The following is a 19665-nucleotide window of genomic DNA, read 5'->3' as shown; positions in this document are numbered from 1 at the left end:
CTCCCCCGCACGGGGGAGCCGGATCGATCACCGCGCTGGGACGATGGGCGAATGCACCGCTCACTTCGCCCGCTGGCCCGCCCGGGCACCTACACACGCTGGCTGCATCTGCTGATCCCGACCGCGTTCGTGGCGATCTGGCTCTTCATCGACCACCGGGTGTGGGTCCTCGGGCTGCTCGTCGTGCCGCTCGGGCTGATACCGGCGGTGCGTCTCGAAGAGGGCATTCAGGCGCAGCTCCTGCTCACTCCTGGCGAGCGCGGCAGGCCCGACGCCTCCATCGCGGCCGCGCCGTCGGCCACGTGGCGCGACCGCTGGCGGACGGTGCTCTGGCTGGAGGCGCGGCTGATGCTGTCCGGCGTGACGATCGCGGGCACCGTCTGGCTTCCGGCGCTGTCCGTGGACCTGGTCGCGCGGGGGTTCGGCGGGCCGCCGTTGGTCTTCGGAGGGATGGCGCCCTGGCTGCCGCCCCACGGCTGGCTCGTGCCGCTCGCGCTGGTGCCGCTCATAGTCATGCTGGCCTGTCTGGTGCTGGCCGGGAACCTGATCACCTTCATCGCCCGCAAGCTGCTCGGGCCCTCGGCCACGGAGCGACTCACCGCGCTCGAAGAGCGGACCGAGCTGCTCCTGGAGCGCAACCGCATAGCCCGCGAGATCCACGACTCCATCGGCCATGCGCTGACCGTCGCCGTGGTACAGGCGGGCGCGGCCCGCGCGGCCGGGGATCCCGCCTTCACCGACCGGGCGCTGGCGGCGATCGAGGAGACCGGCCGGGCCGCCCTGGAGGACCTGGAGCGGGTGCTGCTCGTCCTGCGCGAGACGGGCCTGCCGGCCAGTCAGCGCCCCACGCTCCTGGAGGCCGACCGGCTCATAGATTCGGCCCGTGGCTCGGGCGCCGCGGTCGACGCGGAGTTCTCCGGCCCGCTGGAGCAGGTGCCCGGTCCGGTGTCGAGGGAGGGGTACCGCATCCTGCAGGAGGCACTCACCAATGTGCTGCGGCACTCGGGTCCCGTACCCGTGCGGATCCGCATGGCCGTGCTGGGCAGGCGACTTGAGATGGATGTGACCAACCCGCTGACGGGGGCGGCGCCCGGCGGAAAGGGAGGCAGCGGCCTGCGCGGGATGCGGGAGCGGGCCGCGCTGCTCGGAGGGGAGGCGGAGTCGGGGGCGCATGAAGGCGAGTGGCGGGTGCGGGTGCGGCTGCCGCTGGACACCTTGATCTGACACCGGGCCGGAGGCATGGCTTGGTCTGACACCGGGCTGGAGGTACGGCTTGGTCTGGGACAGGGCCGGAGGTGCGGCCCTGCGCCCGGCGCCGATGGCCCGGCAGCTGATCCGGCGTTGTCCACAGGCCCCCAGGCCCCCTCTGGCCTGCGGCTAGGCTGGCCGGATGCCGGTAACCGTACTTCTGGTCGACGACGAACCCCTGGTCCGCGCGGGTCTGCGGGCCGTGCTCGAAGCACAGCCCGACATCGAGGTGGTGGGCGAGGCTGCCGACGGCGCGGCCGTGATCCCGTTGGTGCGGCAGCTGCGGCCGGACGTGGTCGCGATGGATGTGCGGATGCCGCTCCTGGACGGCATAGAGGCGACCCGGGCGGTGCTGCGCACGGTCGAGGACCCGCCGAAGATCCTGGTCGTGACGACCTTCGAGAACGATGAGTACGTGTACGAGGCTCTGCGGGCCGGAGCCGACGGCTTCCTGCTGAAGCGGGCCCGCCCCGCCGAGATCGTCAACGCGATCCGGCTCGTGGCGGAGGGCGACTCGCTGCTGTTCCCGGCGGCGGTGCGCGCGCTCGCCGCCGAGTACGGCAACGGCGCGGCGCGCACGGCGCTCGCCGAGGCGGCGCTCACCGACCGGGAGGCCGCGGTGCTGCGTCTCATGGCGCGCGGACTTTCCAACGCGGAGATCGCCGCCAAGCTCGTCGTCGGCACGGAGACCGTGAAAACGCATGTCAGCGCGGTGCTGGCGAAGTTGGGAGCCCGGGACCGCACGCAGGCGGTCATCGCCGCGTACGAGTCCGGTTTCGTGGCCCCGAGCTGATGCGCCTCCGTTACCGGCCGCCGCTCGCCGTACACCTGACCAGCGAGTACGATCCGGCAGACACGCGCACGAGCTGGGAGGACACACGTTGGGGCGGCTGACCGGCGGGGACCCCTCTCTGCTGCGGAGGATCAATTCCGCGGTGGTGCTGCACGCCCTCAGGGGTGCGGAATCTCCCACGCTGACCGATCTGACCCGGATCACGGGTCTGTCCCGGCCGACGGTCGAGGGCGTGGTCGACGGCCTGATGGAGGCCGGGCTCGTCGTCGAGTCGGCCCCCGAGGAGGGCGAGGCGCGGCGTCAGGGCCGGCCCGCGCGGCGGTTCCGGTTCCGGGCCGAGGCGGGGCATCTGCTCGGCATAGAGATCGGCCCGCACCGGGTGGCCGCTCTCCTCTCCGGTCTGGACGGCCGGATCTTCGGCGCGGGTTCCCGCGAGGTGCCCGAGACCGCCTCGGCCGACGAGCGCCTCGAACGGGTCCGGATGACCGTCGCCGATGTGCTGCGCCGGGCCGGTGTGGCGCGCAGTTCGCTGCGTGCGGTCGGCGTCGGCAGCCCGGGCATCGTCGAGGCCGACGGCACCGTGCGGCTCGGCACCGCGCTGCCCGGGTGGACGGGCCTGCCGCTGGGCGAGCGGCTGCGGCGTTCCTTCCGCTGTCCCGTACTGGTCGAGAACGACGCCAACGCCGCGGCCGTCGCCGAGCACTGGAAGGGTGCGGCGGCCGACTCCGACGACATCGTCTTCGTCATGGCCGGCCTGAGTCCGGGGGCGGGTTCGCTGATCGGCGGCCGGCTGCACCGGGGCTTCGGCGGCGCGGCGGGCGAGATCGGCGCGCTGCATCTGCTCGGCCGCGATGTCACCCCCGAGAAACTGCTCTCGACGACGGACGAGCCGCTGCACCCGCTGGACGAACAGGCCGTCGCCGATGTGTTCGCGCTGGCCCGGCAGGGCGATGCGCGGGCCCAGGCCGCGGTGGAGCGGTTCCTTCGGCGGCTGGTGCACGATGTGGCCGCGCTGGTGCTCGCCCTCGATCCGGAGCTGGTCGTCGTGGGCGGCTGGGCGGCCGGCATCGACGGCGTACTGGAGCCGCTGCGCAGAGAGTTGGCGCGTTACTGTCTGCGGCCGCCCCGGGTGGTGCTCTCGATGCTGGGCGAGGCAGTGGTGGCGACCGGCGCGCTGCGGCTCGCCCTCGACCACGTGGAGGAAGAGCTGTTCGCCGTCGAAGGAACGGTGACGGCGCGGCGCTGAGGCGCCCCAGGTCCGGGTGACCGTCCCGAGGCACCTCGCATCGAGCGCCGGACCGGGGTCAGGAGGCCTGGCGCTGCTGGTCGGGGTGGTTGATCTCCACGTCGACCGAGTCGCCGAACGTGAGGCGGCAGGTGTCCGCTCGGTAGGTGGCGACGGAGACGGCAGCGGTGCGGCCTCCGGCGAAGTACCGGGTGGTCACGACGAGGACGGGGGCGCCGGGCAGCCGGTCGAGTTCCTTGGCGTCGTCGGCGCGTGCCGAGCCGAGTTCGACGGCGCGGTCCTGGCCTTCGAGTTCCAGGCGCTGCAGTTCGCGCAGGACGGCGCGGCCGCGGGCCGGCCCCGAGGGCACGTCGATCGCGGAGAGCTCGGGTACCGAGTCGACCGGAACATAGAGGAGCTCGGCGGCGACGGCCTGCCCGTGGGCGACCCGGGTCCGGCGGACGGTGTGCATCTCCTCGCCGGCGGCGGTGTCGAAGAGGCGGGCGACCGCGGCGGGCGGCACGGCGGCCGTGGCGTCCGCGGTCTGCCAGGCGTCGCCGGGCGCACCGGGCCAGTCGTGCTGGGCGGTGGCGACCGAGACGGCCGTGCGCGGCGGGGCGACGGTGGTGCCGACGCCGCGGCGGCGCTGGAGCCGGCCTTCCAGTTCGAGCTGTTCCAGTGCCTGGCGGAGCGTGGCGCGCGCGACGCCGAACCGGGCCGCGAGATCACGCTCGTTGGGCAGGATCTCACCCACCGCGAAGTCCGAGTCGAGCGCCTCGCTGAGTACCGTCCTGAGGTGCCAGTACTTCGGCTCCGGCACCGATTCCAGCTGCGTGGTCCCCACCCTGATCCTCCGCAATCGCCGTGTCCGCGGCGGCTTTCCGTGCCCTTGTTTATTAAAGGTTCCTGCACTAACTCTGCGACCATAGGGCGGCCCACCCCCTTGGTCAAGACCAATCCTCGTTCCGTTACGGAGCGCGCACGAGGGTTGCCGCAGAGCGTTCACACGACGTTCGCGTCCCGGTGATGCCCCCCTGCGCAAGGGTCCCCGAGGCATCGGCCGGGCTCCGGGAAAAGTCACCGGGCCACCGAGATGTCCGATATGCCTCTTGAACTCCAAGCTACCGAGCGGTAGTTGTTGCTGACAGGACGTCTAAGCGTGGATCCCAGAACAGGGAGCAGCCCCCATGACCGCAGAGATCTCGTTCACGATCGACACTCCCCTGGGGAGCCGCTCCACCTCGGTCACCTACCGGCGCGAGGGCAAGGGCGAGCCGCTTCTGCTGCTCCACGGGATCGGCCATCACTTGCAGGCCTGGGATCCGGTCTTCGATCTGCTCGCCGCCGACCGCGACGTGATCGCGATCGACCTGCCGGGCTTCGGCGCCTCGCCCGCGCTGCCGGAGGGCGCCGCCTACGACCTCTCCACCGTCGTCCCGATCCTCGGCGCGCTGTGCGAGGCCCTCGGCATCGAGCGGCCGCACGTCGCGGGGAATTCCCTGGGCGGCCTGCTCGCCCTGGAGCTGGGGCGCGAGAAGCTCGTACGGTCCGTGACGGCGCTCTCCCCGGCGGGCTTCTGGACGCCGTCCGAGCGGCAGTACGCGTTCAATATGCTGCGGACGATGCGGCTGGTGGCGAAGGCGCTGCCGGTCCCGGTCATCGAGCGGATGTCCCGCACCGCCGCCGGGCGCACCGCACTGACCAGCACCATTTATGCCCGGCCCGGCCGCCGTTCGCCGGAAGCCGTCGTCGCCGAGACGCTGGCGCTGCGCGCCGCGCCCGGCTTCGAGCAGACCCTGGCCGCCGGGCAGGACGTCCTGTTCACCGACGACGTGCCCGGGGTGCCCGTGACCGTCGCCTGGGGCAGCGGGGACCGGCTGCTCCTGCGCCGCCAGGGCGTCCGCGCCAAGCACACCATCCCGGGCGCCCGGCTCGTGCGGCTGCCCGGCTGCGGCCACGTCCCCATGAACGACGACCCGGCCCTGGTCACCCGGGTCATCCTGGACGGCAGCCGCCCGGTCGGCGAGGTTCCGTCCCGACCGGCGGCCCAACTCGCCTGATTCCAGGTCGGGTTCAGGCCTCGACGAAGTCGCCCTCCGGGGCTGGGCGGTCAGGCGTTGGACCAGCCGCGCTTGCAGAGCACGAGCCGGTACCCGTCCGGGTCGGCGATGGTCACGCCCCATTCGTTCCAGTACGGGTTCGGCGACTGGACGCGTATGCCGCCGTACTCCACCAGACGGTCGACGAGTTCCGCGGGGACCTCCTCGTCGAGGTAGATGACGAGGAGATCCTCCTCGGTGGGCCGGGGCTCGACCGGGCGGCCCGCCTCGCGGACCAGTTCCAAGTGCCAGTCGGCGTCCGGCCGGCCGAGCATCAGGAGGTCGTGCCCGTCCGCCTCGGCTCGGTAGACGACCTTCAGGCCAAGACCCCCGACCCAGAAGCGCTCGGCCGCCGCAAGGTCGAGGGACGGCCTGGCGATACGGATGTGTGAACGGCCGCCGATGGGCATCCGGTCCTCCTCTTTCCCTGGTCCGCCCCGTCGGCGTCCCGTACTCGCAACCTAGTCAACGAAGATCGCCGGGTCGATCGTTCCTTGGTCCCGGTCCCCGGGCCCTAGGCCGGTTGTTCACCCGGAGTTCGCGCCCGCGCCGCAGCCGGGCAGTAGGCATGGCAGGGCCCAGCGACCAACCTCCCCAGGAGGCGACACCCATGCCCAACCGCCGTACCGTACTGAAGGGTTCGCTCGCCGCGTCGGCGGGTCTCGCCCTGCCGACCGGGCTCGCCGCGGCGCCCGCGTTCGCCCGCTCCGGCCGGCCGAGCGCCTCCTGGGGTGTGCAGGCCGGTGACATCACCGCCTCGTCCGGGCTCATCTGGGCGCGCTCCGACCGCCCGGCCCGGATGGTCGTGGAGACGTCCGCGACGGAGTCCTTCCGGCGCGCCCGCAGATGGCAGGGGCCGCTGCTCGGGCCGGGTACGGACTTCACCGGTACGACGTCGCTGCGCGGGCTTCCGGCCGGCGAGCAGATCCACTACCGGGTCACCCTGGCCGACCCCGACGACCCGCGGCGCACGGGGCAGCCGGTCTGCGGCACCTTCCGCACCGCGCCCGGCAGCCGGCGCGACGACGTGCGGTTCCTGTGGTCCGGGGACATCGCGGGGCAGGGCTGGGGCATCAACCCGGACATCGGCGGATACCGCGTGTACGACGAAATGCGACGCCTGGACCCGGACTTCTTCCTGTGCAGCGGCGACAACATCTACGCCGACAACGTGATCCTGCCGAGCGTGACGCTGCCCGACGGCCGGGTCTGGCGCAACATCACCACCGAGGAGAAGTCCAAGGTCGCCGAGACCCTCGCCGAATACCGGGGCAACTTCCGCTACAACCTGCTCGACGAGAACGTCCGCGCGTTCAACGCCCAGGTGCCGTCCATCGTGCAGTGGGACGACCATGAGGTTCGGAACAACTGGTACCCGGGCCAGATTCTGGACGACGCGCGCTACACGGAGAAGAACCTCGACGTGCTCGCGGCCCGTTCGCGGCGGGCGTTCAGCGAGTACTTCCCGATCTCGACGCTGGGGGCCGGCGACCGCGCGGGACGGGTACAGCGCGTGCTGCGGCACGGACCGCTCCTCGATGTGTTCGTGCTCGACATGCGGACGTACCGCGACGCCAACTCGCCCGGCCGGCAGCCCGACGACCGGGTCGGCATCCTCGGCGCGGAGCAACTCCAATGGCTGAAGCGGGAGTTGGCGAGATCGCGCGCGGTGTGGAAGGTCATCGCCGCGGACATGCCGCTCAGCCTCGTCGTCGTGGACGGCGCGACCGACTTCGAGGCCGTTTCCCAGGGCGACCCCGGCGCGCCGCTCGGGCGCGAGCTGCAGATCGCCGAGCTGCTGCGGTTCATCAAGCACCAGCGGATCACCGGCACGCTGTGGCTCACCGCGGACGTGCACTACACCGCCGCCGAGCACTACGACCCGTCGCGCGCGGCGTTCAAGGACTTCGCCCCGTTCTGGGAGTTCGTGTCCGGGCCGCTCGCCGCGGGCGGCTTCCCGCCGGACAAGGTGGACGGCACGTTCGGCCCCCAGCAGGTCTTCGTGCAGGCCCCCACCAAGGCCAACGCCTCCCCCATGGAGGCCCCGCCGAACTTCGGCGAGGTCGAGATCGACGGCGGCTCCGGCGAGCTGACCGTACGGCTGCGGGCGCAGGGCGGTTCGGTATTCTTCACCCAGGTGCTGCGGCCCGGGCTCGTAGGTCAGTGATCCGAGAGCCGGTGACGGGCAGGCCGGGTCGCGGAGGCGAACACTCCAGGCCACGCCCGGTAGAAAACAGCCAAAAGAGCATCAGAAGCACACTTAACCTGTCAGTCACAAAGCGTTCGTGATCACGCAACAGCACTGAGTCACAGTGATGCCATGACTGATATGCAAGGACAGCTGTCCAACAAGCAGGCCCGCCGCCGTCACCACTGGCGGCGGGACCTCGTCGAACTCGCCGCGCTGTTCACGGCCGTGGCCGTCGCCGACGGACTCGCGAACCTGGTCGCGCACGGCCCCGACGGACCGTTCCTGCTGATCGCCTCGGCCGTGGCACTGATCGCCACGGCGGCGTTCCACACCTGGTGGGCACGCCGCCACAGCCATGCGCCGCCGCTCCCGGATACCGGCGATACGGGCGATACCGACGGCCCGGCGACCGAGGGCGACGCGGGGAGCGGCAGCGCGCCCCGCGGGACGGCGCTCTGGCGGATGCGGACGACCGTACGGGACGAGCCCGGCAGCCTCGCCACGCTGTGCACCGCGCTCGCCGGGCACCGCGTGGACATCCTCACGCTCCAGACGCATCCGCTCGCGGACGGCACGGTGGACGAGTTCCTGCTGCGTACGCCTGCCGAGCTGTCGGCCGCCGAACTGGCCCGGGCGGTCTCCGCGGCGGGCGGCCACGACACCTGGACCGAGCGGGCCGACGCCCACGACCTCGTGGACGCCCCGACCCGCGTCCTCGGCCTGGCCACCCGCACCGCACTCGACGCGGCCGAACTCCCGCTCGCGCTGCGCCAGTTGCTCGGCCGCTGCACCATCCACTCTCTGCCCGCGGTCTCCCTGACCGGCCGCCCCACCGGTGAGACGGCCCCGGTCGAGGGCGTACTGGAGTCGACGACCATGCGGCTGCGCGACCCGAACGGCGGGGCGATCACCATCGAGCGGCCCCATCTCCCCTTCACCCCCACCGAGTTCGCCCGCGCGCGGGCGCTCGTGGAGCTGGATGCCCGGCTCGGCCCGCGCGTGCCGCGCAGCGAGGACGTCCTGACTCTGCCCGAGGGCAACGAGATCACCGTACGGCGCGCCGACCAGAGCGACATCGAGGCCGCCAAGGCCATGCACGAGCGGTGCTCGGACCGCACCCTCGGCCTGCGCTACCACGGCCCCGTCGCCGACGCCGACCGCTACCTCGGACACCTCCTCAGCCCGCGCTACGGCCGCACCCTCGCCGTGCAGACCGCCTCCGGACGCCTGGTCGCGCTCGGCCACCTCCTGTGGGACGGCGACGAAACCGAGGTGGCCGTGCTCGTCGAGGACTCCTGGCAGCGCCGCGGCATCGGCTCCGAACTGCTGCGCCGCCTGGCCGACCTCGCCATGGAGGCCCGCTGCGACAGCGTGTACGCCGTCACCCAGGCGTCCAACACCGGCATGGTCGCGGCCATGCGGGGGCTCGGGCTGCCCCTGGACTACCAGGTCGAGGAGGGCACCCTGGTGGTCACCGCCCGCCTCGACAAGACGGCCCCGATGAGCTCCGTCGGCCGTCTCGGGGGCTTCGAACAGCGCTGAGCAGTCCGGTTCCGGCGACCCGGTCAGGCGTTCCGGCAGGATTGGTGGTGACGCGGAGCCCTCACTTGGAGAGGATGTCCGCATGTCAGTCACTTCCAGCAGCGCGCTGCCCCGCCAGGTCGCCGACGCCTATGTCGACGCACTCATCGAACTCGACCCGATCACCGGGAGCTATCTGGGCGTCAGGGCGAGCCACGCCCTCCTGCCCGACTTCTCCCCCGCAGGACAGTCGGCCGTGGCCGACCTGGCGCGCACCACGCTCGCCCGCCTCGACGAGGCCGAGCGGCAGCCTGGCGCCGACAGCGACGCCGAGCGCCGCTGCGGCCGGCTGCTGCGGGAGCGGCTGACCTCCGAACTCGCCGTCCACGAAGCGGACGAGGGCCTGCGCGCGGTCAGCAATCTGCACTCGCCGGCCCACAGTGTCCGGATGGCGTTCACCATGACGCCGACCGAGACCGAGGAGGACTGGCGGGCGGTGGCCTCCCGGCTTCGCGCGGTGCCCGCCGCCATCGAGGGCTACCGCGCCTCGCTCGAACTCGGCCTGGAACGCAAGCTGTTCGGTGGCCCGCGCGCCACCGACACCGTCATCGGCCAGCTCGGCGAGTGGGTGAAGACCGGCTTCTTCGAGGGATTCGCGGCCCCGGGCCCCGAGTCGCTGCGCGCCGAGCTCGACGCGGCGGCGGGCGGGGCGTCCGCCGCCCTGGCCGCGCTGCGCGACTGGCTGCGCGACGTGTACGCGCCGGCCATCGAGGGATCCGCCGACACGGTGGGCCGCGAGCGGTACCAGCGCTGGTCGCAGTACTACAACGGCACCGCCCTCGACCTGGACGAGGCGTACGCGTACGGCTGGTCCGAGTACCACCGGCTGCTCGGCGAGATGCAGACCGAGGCCGCCAAGATCCTCCCTGGCGCCGGCCCTTGGGAGGCGCTGGCGCACCTCGACGAGCACGGCGCGCACATCGAGGGCGTCGACGAGGTCCGCGACTGGCTGCAGTCCCTGATGGACGAGGCCATCGAAGCACTGGACGGCACCCACTTCGAACTCGCCGAGCGGGTACGGAAGGTGGAGTCCCGCATCGCACCGCCCGGCGGCGCCGCGGCCCCCTACTACACGGGCCCCTCCGAGGACTTCTCGCGGCCCGGCCGCACCTGGCTGCCCACCATGGGTGAGACCCGCTTCCCGGTGTACGACCTGGTGTCGACCTGGTACCACGAGGGCGTGCCGGGCCACCATCTGCAGATCGCGCAGTGGGTGCACGTCGCCGACCAGCTCTCCCGCTACCAGGCCACCGTCGGCCACGTCAGCGCCAACGCCGAGGGCTGGGCGCTGTACGCGGAGCGCCTGATGGACGAGCTGGGCTTCCTCACCGACCCCGAGCGGCGGCTCGGCTACCTGGACGCGCAGATGATGCGCGCCTGCCGGGTGATCATCGACATCGGCATGCACCTGGAGCTGGAGATTCCCGCGGACTCGCCGTTCCACCCGGGTGAGCGCTGGACGCCGGAGCTGGCACACGAGTTCTTCAGCAGCCACAGCAGCCGTCCGGCGGACTTCGTCCAGAGCGAGCTGATCCGCTATCTGTCGATGCCGGGGCAGGCGATCGGCTACAAGCTGGGCGAGCGCGCCTGGCTGCTCGGCCGCGAGAACGCCCGGGCCCGGCACGGCGACGCCTTCGACCCGAAGGCCTGGCACATGGCGGCCCTCTCCCAGGGCTCGCTCGGTCTCGACGACCTGGTCGACGAGCTGTCCAAGCTCTGAGGCACCGGCGGGGCGCTCCGGTGACCGGGCCGCCCCGCCCCCTCGCTGCCCTCCGGGTTCAGCAACCGCAGTCCTCGGAGTCGACCGGCGCGGTCAGCGGGTCGGCGGCACGCCTCTCGCGGCCCTCCCACGTCTCGAACTCGAAGCCCTCGCGGACCCAGTACTCGAATCCGCCGAGCATCTCCTTGACCTGGAAGCCGAGTTCGGCGAGCGCGAGGGCCGCGCGGGCGGCACCGTTGCAGCCCGGGCCCCAGCAGTACGTGACGACCGGCACGGACTTGTCCAGGAGCTGCTCGGCCTGCTCGGCGATCAGCGCGGTCGGCAGGTGGACGGCGCCGGGCACGTGACCCTGGTCCCAGGACGCGGTGGAGCGGGAGTCCAGGACCACGAATCCGGGGTCGCCCTCGACGGCGAGTCCGGAGGCCACGTCGGAGACGTCGGCGTGGAAGACCAGACTGGCGCGGAAGTAGGCGGCGGCGTCGGCGGGGGCGGCCGGGGCCACGCGCAGGACGGGGTTGGCGGGGGCGGTGAGCTGTGTCGTCATGGCTGAAAATCTATGGCCCGATGATCAACTCCGGGAAGGTCCGATCCCCGGAACATCTCTTGATCCGCCGAGGATTTCACGGTTGTCTGTGCGGCATGACCGCGTATTCCCCGGACGCCACCGACTGGCGCATTCTGGAAGCCCTCCAGCAGGAAGGCCGGGCCACGTTCGCCGAGCTGGCCCGGACCGTCTCCATGTCGGCGAGCGCCGTCACCGAGCGGGTACGTCGCCTCGAAGAGGCCGGGGTGATCGCGGGCTACACGGCCGTCGTCGACCAGGAACGCCTCGGCCGGCCGATCCTCGCCTTTGTGCGGCTTCGCTATCCGAACGGCCATTACAAGCCGTTCCACGATCTGGTGGACGCGACGCCGGAGATCATGGAGGCGCACCATGTGACGGGGGACGACTGCTTTGTGATCAAGGTGGGGGCGCGGTCGATGAGCCACCTGGAGGAGATCTCGGGGAAGATCGGGGCGTTGGGGTCGGTGACGACGAGCGTGGTGTATTCGTCCCCGCTCCCGCGGCGGGCGATCGGCCGCTGAGCTGGGGGCCGGGTGCGCGCTGGGGCTCCGCCCCAGACCCCGGGAAGCCCCACCCCGCCCCTTCCCGAAAGCCTCCGGCGGAGTATGTCGGCCGCGGACGGTGCGTGGCTGGTCGCGCAGTTCCCCGTGCCCCTGGCAGGATGCCGGAGGCCACGCGGCGGAGCCGGTGGGGTGGACTACGGGGTCCGGGGCGGAGCCCCGGCGGCCACCCCCCTCAGCCGGACCGACGACCCCGCGCGGTCCTTCACCACCTCCAGCTGCGCCGGGATGCGGCGCCGCAGGTCGCCCACGTGGCTCACGATGCCCACGCTGCGGTCCCGCTCCCGCAGCGAGTCCAGGACGTCCAGCACCTCGTCCAGCGTCTGGTCGTCGAGGCTGCCGAACCCCTCGTCGATGAACAGCGTGTCGAGACCCGCCCCACCCGCCTCGTCGGTGACGACGTCGGCCAGGCCGAGGGCCAGCGCGAGGGAGGCGAAGAACGTCTCGCCGCCCGACAGCGTCGCGGTGTCGCGCTCGCGGCCCGTCCAGGCATCGACCACGTGCAGCCCGAGCCCCGAGCGCCCCCTGCCGCCCCTCGCGTCGGAGTGGACCAGCGTGTACCGCCCGCCCGACATCCGCTGGAGCCGGGCCGTCGCCGCTGCCGCGACCTGTTCGAGGCGGGCGGCCAGCACGTACGACTCCAGGCGCATCTTGCGCTCGTTGTCGGCGGAGGTGCCCGCGGTGAGTCCGGCGAGGCGGGCCACCCGCTCGTACTCCTCGCGCAGCGGGCCGATCCTGCGGGTCTCCTCGGTGGCCCGGCCGCTCAGCTCGTGCAGTTCCGCACAGCGGGCCCGGGCCGCCGAGAGGGCCGACGCCGCGTCCCGCAGGGTCCGTTCGGCCGCCGCGGACTCGGCCTCCGCCTGCTCGGTGCGGGCCGGCTCGGCAAGACCGGCCGCGGCCGTCTCCGGCTCCGCGAGGCGCGCGGTGACCGTCGCCCGCTGGTGCTGCCAATCGTCGAGCCGGTGCTGGATGTCGCGCTGGCCCCGCTCGTCGATCAGGGCGGCCGATGCCGCGGCCGGGGTGTCGAACCCGGCCCGGAACGCCGCCTCCGAGAGCCGGCCGTCGGCCTCCTTGAGCCGCTCGGCGCTGTCCTCGACGGCGCGCACCGCCTCCACGGCCTCGGCGAGGATGGCCGTCCGGTGTTCGAGCAGCCCGGCCTGTTCGGCGACACTGGCCGCACCAGCCCGTACCTCGCTCAACTCACGCTCCAGGGCGGCCTGTTCGCGATCCAGGGCCTCGCGGCTCGCGGTCCGGGCGGCCATGTTCTGCTGGGCCGTGCGCTGGACGGTCAGGCGCCGCTCGTACTCCCCCTCCGCCGAGGCCAGCGCCAGCCGAGCCTCGTGCAACCCGGCCGCCGCGCCCCGCGCCGCACCGTGTGCACGGTGCAACTCCCCTGCCGCATCGGCCAGTTCGGCCACGCCCGCCGCGCCCGCCTCGGCCCGCGCACCGGCGAGCTCCTCCCGCACCAAGGACAGGGCGGCCTCTGCTTCCGCGCGAGCCCGGTCGGCATCCCGGTATGCCTGCTGCGCGGCGTCCTCGGTCCCGCGGTCGATCTGGCCGGTGCCGGGGCGGGCTGGCGCGGGGTGGTCGGCCGAGCCGCACACCGCGCACGGCTCCCCCGCGCGCAGCCGCGCCGCCAGCTCCGCCGCGATGCCGCGCAGCCGCTCCTCGCGCAGCGCGAGCCAGTGCTCATGGGCGGCGTTGGCGGCCTCGCGGGTGGCGGTGTGAGTCCGGTCGGCCTCGGCCAGGCGAACCTGCAGCGCATCGCGTTCGCGGGCGGCCGCGAGCCGCCGCCGCGCCGGTTCGAGCTGGCCGGCGAGCTGTTCAGCACGGGTCGCGGCTTCGTGGGCGGCGTCGATCCGCTTCTGGTGGCCGAGCCGGGCGGCCTCCCAGCCCGCGAGCCATGCCGCGGTGTCGGTGAGGACGTCCTCGTCGGCGCGGGCCTGCCGGTCGAGGCGGCTGCGCTCTTCGTCGATCTCCGCACTGCGGCGCTCGGCCCGGCGGGCGGACTCCAGGGCGCCGAGATCCTGGCGCATCCTCCGCTCCAGGGCGGCGAGTTGATCGGCTCCGGCGTCGGCGAGTTCCGGGTGCAGCCGGGCGCGGGAGCGGTCCCGTTCGGCGGTGGCCGTGCGGTGTGCGCGCTGGGCCTGCTCCCACCATTCGAGGGCGGGCGAGACCAGCTCCGCCTTGCGGGCCGTGTCCAGGCGGGCCCGCAGCGCGTCCTGTTCGGGTTGGCGGGCCGCCAGCTCCTCGGCTCTGCGGGCCGCTTCGGCGTACCGCTCCTGGAGGGCGGCCAGCTGCCGGGCCTCTTCGGCGACGCGGCGGGCGGCGGCCTGCCTGCTTTCGGCGGCGGTCACGGCGGCCGAAGCGATGTCGAGGCGTTCGTGCGCCCCGCCGCGCGCGACGGCCGCCCATTGCAGGACGGCCGAGGCCAGGCCGGGATCCCCGGGCCGGGCGTCGGGCAGCGGCCATGCGCGTGCGTCCGCGCTGTCGCCCGCGGCCTGCGCCATCCGCTGTGCGATGGCGAGCAACTGGTCGTCGCCGTCCTTGACTTGACGCTCAGCCGTCTTGCGCAGCTCGGCGAGGCGGTCCTCCACGGCGGCGAACCGGCGGGTGTCGAAGAGCCTGCCGAGGAGTCGTCCGCGCGCTTCCGCGTCCGACCTCAGGAATTTGGCGAACTCCCCCTGCGGCAACAGCACGACCTGGCAGAACTGCTCCCGGCTCATCCCGATGAGCCGGCCGAGCTCCTCGCCGATCTCCTGGTGCGAGCGGCTCAGCGCCTGCCAGACGCGGTCGGCCGGGTCGTACTCCCGCAGCCAGGTCTGCGCCTTCTCGGTGGTGAAGCCGATGCCCTTCTTCTTGGGCCGTTCCTGCTGCGGGCGCCGGGTGATCTCCAACCGCCGTCCGCCCACGGTCAGTTCGAGCAGTACCTCGGTGAAGACGTCCGGCGCGGCGTGGTCGCTGCGCAGGGGGGTGCCGGGGCTCTGGCGGGCGCCGGGAACCGCTCCGTACAGGGCGAAGCAGACCGCGTCGAGCACCGAGGTCTTGCCCGCGCCGGTCGGTCCGTGCAGCAGGAACAGTCCCGCGGCGGACAGCGCGTCGAAGTCGACCTCCTGGCTGCGCGCGAAGGGGCCGAAGGCCGTGACACGCATGCGGTGCAGCCTCACCGGGCCACCTCGCGCACGCCGTCGTCCACGCGCACGGCGTCGAACGCCCCTTGCAGCACGGTGCGTTCCCGGTCGTCCGGGCCGCTGCCGCCGCGTACATGCGCCACGAAGTCCTCCGCGATCTGCTGGTCGCTGCGGCCGCTGAGGCGCTGCGCGTACGAGGCGTGCGGGTCGCCGTCGGCCCGCTCGGGGTCGAAGGCGAGGCTCAAGGTGTGCGGGAAGCGCGTGCTGATCCTGGCCATGGCGTCGGCGGGGCGCTGCGCGTCGGTCAACGTGGCCTCCACCCATGCCTGTTCGTGGCGGGTCAGCGCCGGGTCTTCGAGGAGTTCGTCGAGGTGCCCCCGGATGCGGGCGAGGGGGCGGGGCACCGGGCAGTCGATGCGTTCGGCCGTGATCGTTCCGTCGGCGGCGAGGTCCACCAGCCACATGGACTTGCGGTGGGCGGCCTCCGAGAAGGAGTAGGCGAGCGGCGAGCCCGAGTAGCGGACCCGATCGGTGATCGCCTGGCTGCCGTGGAGGTGGCCGAGGGCCACATAGTCGACGCCGTCGAAGACCCCGGCGGGCACGGCGGCGACTCCTCCTACGGTGATGTCGCGCTCGCTGTCGCTCGGCTCGCCCCCGGTCACGAAGGCGTGCGCGAGCACGATGGAGCGGGTGCCCTCGGGGCGGGTCGCGAGGTCGGCCCGTACGCGCTCCATGGCCGCGGCGAGCACCGCCTCGTGCCCGGCCTTCGGCGCCGCCAGTTCGTCCCTGACCAGGGCAGGCTCCAGGTAGGGCAGGCCGTAGCAGGCCACGTCGCCGATCATGACCGGTGTGCCGCAGCCCGCCGGGTCGGTCCGCAGATGGATCCCGGCCCGCTCGATGAGGCCGGCCCCGACGCCGAGCCTGCGCGCCGAGTCGTGGTTGCCGGAGATCATCACGGTGGGCACGCCGAGGTCGGCGAGGCTGTGCAGGGCCCGGTCGAAGAGGTCGACGGCGGCGAGCGGCGGCACCGCCCTGTCGTACACGTCCCCCGCCACGAGCACCGCGTCCACACCTCGGTCACGTACCGTCGCCACCACGTGGTCGACGAACGCCGCCTGGGCGTCGAGCAGGTCGACCCGGTGGAAGGACCGGCCCAGGTGCCAGTCCGAGGTGTGCAGGAATCTCATGATCCCCGAGGGTAACGGTGGGGTCTGACAACACGGGCGGTAACCGGGACATCCGGCCGTTCCGCCCGCCTCAGCTCTCCCCTCCGGCTGCCGCCGGTCTCACGCATCCCCGTACGCCTCCCCGCCCAGCTCCAGCGTGGCGGTGCCGGCGGTGGCGTCGGCGAGCCAGGCGCGGAAGCCCTCGACGTCGGCCTCGGGGAGCCCGATCTCGATGGTCACGGCCTCCGCGTACCGCACCTCGCGCACCGCGCGGCCGGTCGCCCTGAGGTCGTTCTCCAGCTTGCCGGCGCGCTGGTGGTCGACGGTGACGCTGGCGAGGCGGAACCGCTGGCGCACGATCGTGCCGAGCGCGTCCAGGGCTTCGCCTACGACACCGCCGTACGCCCTGATCAGACCGCCCGCGCCGAGCTTGACCCCGCCGTAGTAACGGGTGACCACGGCAACGACGTACCGCACCTCGCGCCGGGTCAGCATCTGGAGCATCGGCACTCCGGCGGTCCCGCCGGGTTCGCCGTCGTCGCTGGCCTTCTGTACGGAGGCGTCGGCTCCGATGACGTACGCGAAGCAGTTGTGGGTGGCCGTCGGGTGCTCCTTGCGGATGCGGGCGACGAACGTCTGCGCTTCCTGTTCGGTCGCGGCGGGCGCGAGCGCGCAGATGAAGCGCGACCTGTTGATCTCGCTCTCGTGCACGCCTTCTCGGGCGATGGTGCGGTACTGCTCCTGCATCCGCCCACCCTATGCGCCTGTTCCGCCCCGGCCGACCGGGGCGGAACAGGCAACGGCGGCTACCGGGTCAGGAGCGCGTCGGCGACCGCGGCCGGTACCGGCGCGAGCGCCGCGGGCCGGGTCGTGAAGGTGCCCCGGCCCTGGGTCCGGCCGCGCAGCCGGGAGGCGTACCCGAAGAACTCGGCCAGCGGGACCGCCGCCGTGATCACCGCGGAACCGTTCCCGGCGGTGGACGCCGACACCTGGCCGCGGCGCGCCGCGAGGTCACCCAGGACGCCTCCGACACCGTCCTCGGGAACGGTCACCGTGACCTCGACGACCGGTTCGAGGAGCCCCATCACGCTCGCCCGCAGCGCCTCGCGCAGAGCGAAGCGACCGGCCGTGCGGAACGCCATCTCCGAGGAGTCCTTGGAGTGGGTCGCCCCGTCGGTGAGCGTGACCCGCAGGCCCGTGACCGGGTGGCCGCCGAGCGGACCCTCGGCGAGGGCGTCGCGGCAGCCCGCCTCCACGGCGCGCGCGTACTCCTGCGGCACCCGGCCGCCGACCACCGTCGACCGGAACTCGAATCCCACCCCTTCCATGGGCTCCACATCGAGGACGACCTGCGCGAACTGCCCGGCCCCGCCGTCCTGTTTGGCATGCCGGTACACGAGACCGGTCACGCCCCGCACGACGGTTTCGCGGTACGAGACCTGGGGCCGGCCGACCGTGACCTCCACTCCCTGGTCGCGACGGATCTTCTCCACCGCGACCTCCAGATGCAGCTCGCCCATGCCGGACAGGACGGTCTGGCCGGTCTCCGCGTCGGACCGCACGACCAGCGACGGGTCCTCCTCGGCGAGGCGCGCCAGCGCCGCGGCGAGCCGGCCGGTGTCGGTGCTGCGCCTGGCCTCGACCGCGACCGACACCACCGGTTCGGCCACCGAGGGCGGCTCCAGGAGCACGGGCGCGTCCGGCGCGCACAGCGTCGCGCCGGGCCGGGCCGACTTGAGACCCACCACGGCGACGATGTCACCCGCCATCGCTTCCTCCCTGTCCTCGTGCCGGTCGGCCTGGACGCGCAGGATCCGGCCGACGCGTTCGACGCGGCCGGTCGCCGCGTCGCGTACGGAGTCGCCCTTGAGCAGGGTGCCCGAGTAGACCCGCAGATAGGTCAGGCGCCCGCGCGCGGTGGCCGCCACCTTGAAGGCCAGCGCCGCGAACGGCTCCGCCGGATCGGGCGCCCGCTCCTGCTCGACGCCGTCGACGGTGCCGCGTACGGGCGGCATGTCGGCGGGCGAGGGCAGGTACGCGAGCACCGCGTCCAGCAGGGGCTCGATCCCGCGGTTGCGGTAGGCCGAGCCGCACAGCACCACCACGGCGTCCCCGCTCAGGGTCAGCTCGCGCAGCACGCGGACCAGGGTCTGCTCGGTCAGCGCCGAAGCCGCGCAGAACTCCTCCAACGCGTCCGGATGGAGTTCCGCCACCGTCTCCTCAAGGAGGCGGCGCCTTCGTGTCGCCTCGTCGAGCAGTGCCCCGTCGACGGGCCCGCTCGCGCAGGTGTCGTCGTGCCACCGCAGTGCGCGCATCCGCACCAGGTCGACGACGCCGGTGAACCCGTCCTCGCGCCCGATGGGCAGCTGGACGACCAGGGGTACGGCGCCGAGCCGCTGCCGGATCGAGGCGACCGCCTTGTCGAGGTCGGCGCCCGCCCGGTCCAGCTTGTTCACGAAGGCGATGCGCGGCACACCGTGCCGGTCGGCCTGCCGCCAGACCGACTCGCTCTGCGGCTCGACTCCGGCGACGGCGTCGAACACCGCGACGGCCCCGTCGAGCACCCGCAGGGACCGCTCGACCTCGTCCGCGAAGTCGACGTGGCCCGGGGTGTCGATGAGGTTGATGCGATGCCCGTCCCATCGGCAGCTCACGGCCGCCGCGAAGATGGTGATGCCGCGGTCGCGCTCCTGCGCGTCGAAGTCGGTGACGGTCGTCCCGTCGTGCACCTCGCCCCGCTTGTGGACGGCACCGGTCGCGAACAGGATCCGTTCGGTGACGGTGGTCTTGCCCGCGTCGACGTGGGCGAGGATGCCGAGGTTGCGGACGGCGGAGAGGGACGTCGCGGCGGGAGGTCGCGTGTTGGTGCGCATGGCCTGAGGCCTTTCGAGTGCTTTCGCTGAGGAGCCCAGGGACAGACTGGGCAAGCTGGCAGCGCGATTCAGGACGACGACCCCGGTCGGTACAGCCGTGAGGACACGGCACAACAGCACTGAGGGCAAAGGGGTCTGACGTTACGTCACAAAAATCCGGTGAAGGCCGCGCAGCCGTCACCGAGCGATGCGAGACACCAAAATCACGTCGTACCGGGACGGGGGAACAAAGGCCGCGGTGCGGTACGTACGCATGACCCGGCTCCCCTTCTCTTCGCTCGTTCGCTCGCGCACTCGTGTGCACTCGTCTGCTCAACAGCAGAGCGCGGCGCCTCGGCGGCGGCACGCAGAGCGAGTGTAGGGAGGGACCCGGGGAGACGGCACCGGGTTTTTCGCGACGCAGGCGCCGGGTGCGGGTTGGGGGACCGGCGCCCGGCCCGGCCCAACGAGCGGCGAACGCGAGGGCGTTGACTCCCATGCGCCCCCGGACTACCTTGAGCCGCTCGCAGAGTT

The 19665-nt window shown here is 72.8% G+C and carries 15 protein-coding genes; 8 read left to right on the top strand and 7 right to left on the bottom strand.

The features are described from left to right. The first annotated feature begins 51 nt into the window (after positions 1-51). The 3 genes from ACSHXC_RS32910 to ACSHXC_RS32900 all read left to right on the top strand — a co-directional run bounded on the left by ACSHXC_RS32910 (position 52) and on the right by ACSHXC_RS32900 (position 3287). Positions 52-1224 (top strand): sensor histidine kinase, encoded by a 1173-nt coding sequence (locus ACSHXC_RS32910; RefSeq protein ID WP_438295000.1) that lies wholly within the window; start codon positions 52-54, stop codon positions 1222-1224. 166 nt (positions 1225-1390) lie between these two features. Next, a complete protein-coding gene (locus ACSHXC_RS32905; RefSeq protein WP_438294999.1) occupies positions 1391-2041 on the top strand; it encodes a response regulator in 651 nt (216 codons plus the stop codon). Positions 2042-2129: 88 nt separating this feature from the next. Next, entirely contained in the window at positions 2130-3287 is a 1158-nt protein-coding gene (locus ACSHXC_RS32900; RefSeq protein ID WP_438294998.1) for an ROK family transcriptional regulator, read from the top strand. A 58-nt stretch (positions 3288-3345) separates the two neighbouring features. Here ACSHXC_RS32900 and ACSHXC_RS32895 read toward each other — a convergent pair whose 3' ends face one another. Beyond that, positions 3346-4110: a GntR family transcriptional regulator gene (locus tag ACSHXC_RS32895; protein WP_438294997.1), complete on the bottom strand. Its 765-nt coding sequence runs from the start codon at positions 4108-4110 to the stop codon at positions 3346-3348. Positions 4111-4453: 343 nt separating this feature from the next. On the opposite strand from ACSHXC_RS32895, the gene ACSHXC_RS32890 reads away from it, so the two are divergent. Next, on the top strand, positions 4454-5326 hold the full coding sequence (locus ACSHXC_RS32890) for an alpha/beta fold hydrolase (RefSeq protein ID WP_438294996.1): 873 nt from the start codon (positions 4454-4456) through the stop codon (positions 5324-5326). A gap of 50 nt (positions 5327-5376) precedes the next feature. Here the strand turns inward: ACSHXC_RS32890 and ACSHXC_RS32885 are convergent, their stop codons facing one another. After that, entirely contained in the window at positions 5377-5775 is a 399-nt protein-coding gene (locus tag ACSHXC_RS32885) for a VOC family protein (RefSeq protein WP_438294995.1), read from the bottom strand. Between the two features lie 200 nt (positions 5776-5975). Here ACSHXC_RS32885 and ACSHXC_RS32880 point away from each other — a divergent pair, with 200 nt between their 5' ends. The 3 genes from ACSHXC_RS32880 to ACSHXC_RS32870 all read left to right on the top strand — a co-directional run bounded on the left by ACSHXC_RS32880 (position 5976) and on the right by ACSHXC_RS32870 (position 10857). Then, positions 5976-7532, top strand: a complete 1557-nt coding sequence (locus tag ACSHXC_RS32880) for an alkaline phosphatase D family protein (protein WP_438294994.1) — start codon at positions 5976-5978, stop codon at positions 7530-7532. A 153-nt stretch (positions 7533-7685) separates the two neighbouring features. Beyond that, entirely contained in the window at positions 7686-9098 is a 1413-nt protein-coding gene (locus tag ACSHXC_RS32875) for a GNAT family N-acetyltransferase (RefSeq protein ID WP_438294993.1), read from the top strand. An 82-nt stretch (positions 9099-9180) separates the two neighbouring features. Next, positions 9181-10857: a DUF885 domain-containing protein gene (locus tag ACSHXC_RS32870; protein WP_438294992.1), complete on the top strand. Its 1677-nt coding sequence runs from the start codon at positions 9181-9183 to the stop codon at positions 10855-10857. Between the two features lie 58 nt (positions 10858-10915). Here the strand turns inward: ACSHXC_RS32870 and ACSHXC_RS32865 are convergent, their stop codons facing one another. Beyond that, entirely contained in the window at positions 10916-11401 is a 486-nt protein-coding gene (locus ACSHXC_RS32865; protein WP_438294991.1) for a rhodanese-like domain-containing protein, read from the bottom strand. Positions 11402-11496: 95 nt separating this feature from the next. Between ACSHXC_RS32865 and ACSHXC_RS32860 the strand changes: the two genes are divergently transcribed. Beyond that, positions 11497-11943, top strand: a complete 447-nt coding sequence (locus tag ACSHXC_RS32860; RefSeq protein WP_189960599.1) for an Lrp/AsnC family transcriptional regulator — start codon at positions 11497-11499, stop codon at positions 11941-11943. A 176-nt stretch (positions 11944-12119) separates the two neighbouring features. Here ACSHXC_RS32860 and ACSHXC_RS32855 read toward each other — a convergent pair whose 3' ends face one another. The 4 genes from ACSHXC_RS32855 to fusA form a co-directional block, all read right to left on the bottom strand. Beyond that, the gene (locus ACSHXC_RS32855; protein ID WP_438294990.1) at positions 12120-15149 is read right to left on the bottom strand and encodes an AAA family ATPase; all 3030 of its coding nucleotides are present in this window, start codon (positions 15147-15149) and stop codon (positions 12120-12122) included. Further along, entirely contained in the window at positions 15146-16300 is a 1155-nt protein-coding gene (locus ACSHXC_RS32850) for an exonuclease SbcCD subunit D (RefSeq protein WP_438294989.1), read from the bottom strand. The genes ACSHXC_RS32855 and ACSHXC_RS32850 overlap by 4 nt, the downstream gene beginning before the upstream one ends. Positions 16301-16399: 99 nt before the next feature. Beyond that, a complete protein-coding gene (locus ACSHXC_RS32845; protein ID WP_438294988.1) occupies positions 16400-17026 on the bottom strand; it encodes a YigZ family protein in 627 nt (208 codons plus the stop codon). 59 nt (positions 17027-17085) lie between these two features. Next, positions 17086-19152, bottom strand: a complete 2067-nt coding sequence (fusA, locus tag ACSHXC_RS32840) for an elongation factor G (RefSeq protein WP_438294987.1) — start codon at positions 19150-19152, stop codon at positions 17086-17088. Positions 19153-19665 lie beyond the last annotated feature (513 nt).

The sequence above is a fragment of the Streptomyces sp. HUAS TT7 genome, from assembly GCF_051550175.1.
Lineage (GTDB): Bacteria > Actinomycetota > Actinomycetes > Streptomycetales > Streptomycetaceae > Streptomyces.
Note: the sequence above shows the minus strand (reverse complement) of the source record. Positions and strands in the feature narration are given on the sequence as shown.

What these genes read in the sequence shown, in the direction of transcription:
- ACSHXC_RS32910 (WP_438295000.1), top strand. Translation starts at nt 52, where the DNA reads ATGCACCGCTCACTTCGCCCGCTGGCCCGCCCGGGCACCTACACACGC.
- ACSHXC_RS32905 (WP_438294999.1), top strand. Translation starts at nt 1,391, where the DNA reads ATGCCGGTAACCGTACTTCTGGTCGACGACGAACCCCTGGTCCGCGCG.
- ACSHXC_RS32890 (WP_438294996.1), top strand. Translation starts at nt 4,454, where the DNA reads ATGACCGCAGAGATCTCGTTCACGATCGACACTCCCCTGGGGAGCCGC.
- ACSHXC_RS32885 (WP_438294995.1), bottom strand. Translation starts at nt 5,775, where the DNA reads ATGCCCATCGGCGGCCGTTCACACATCCGTATCGCCAGGCCGTCCCTC.
- ACSHXC_RS32880 (WP_438294994.1), top strand. Translation starts at nt 5,976, where the DNA reads ATGCCCAACCGCCGTACCGTACTGAAGGGTTCGCTCGCCGCGTCGGCG.
- ACSHXC_RS32875 (WP_438294993.1), top strand. Translation starts at nt 7,686, where the DNA reads ATGACTGATATGCAAGGACAGCTGTCCAACAAGCAGGCCCGCCGCCGT.
- ACSHXC_RS32870 (WP_438294992.1), top strand. Translation starts at nt 9,181, where the DNA reads ATGTCAGTCACTTCCAGCAGCGCGCTGCCCCGCCAGGTCGCCGACGCC.
- ACSHXC_RS32865 (WP_438294991.1), bottom strand. Translation starts at nt 11,401, where the DNA reads ATGACGACACAGCTCACCGCCCCCGCCAACCCCGTCCTGCGCGTGGCC.
- ACSHXC_RS32860 (WP_189960599.1), top strand. Translation starts at nt 11,497, where the DNA reads ATGACCGCGTATTCCCCGGACGCCACCGACTGGCGCATTCTGGAAGCC.
- ACSHXC_RS32850 (WP_438294989.1), bottom strand. Translation starts at nt 16,300, where the DNA reads ATGAGATTCCTGCACACCTCGGACTGGCACCTGGGCCGGTCCTTCCAC.
- ACSHXC_RS32845 (WP_438294988.1), bottom strand. Translation starts at nt 17,026, where the DNA reads ATGCAGGAGCAGTACCGCACCATCGCCCGAGAAGGCGTGCACGAGAGC.
- fusA (WP_438294987.1), bottom strand. Translation starts at nt 19,152, where the DNA reads ATGCGCACCAACACGCGACCTCCCGCCGCGACGTCCCTCTCCGCCGTC.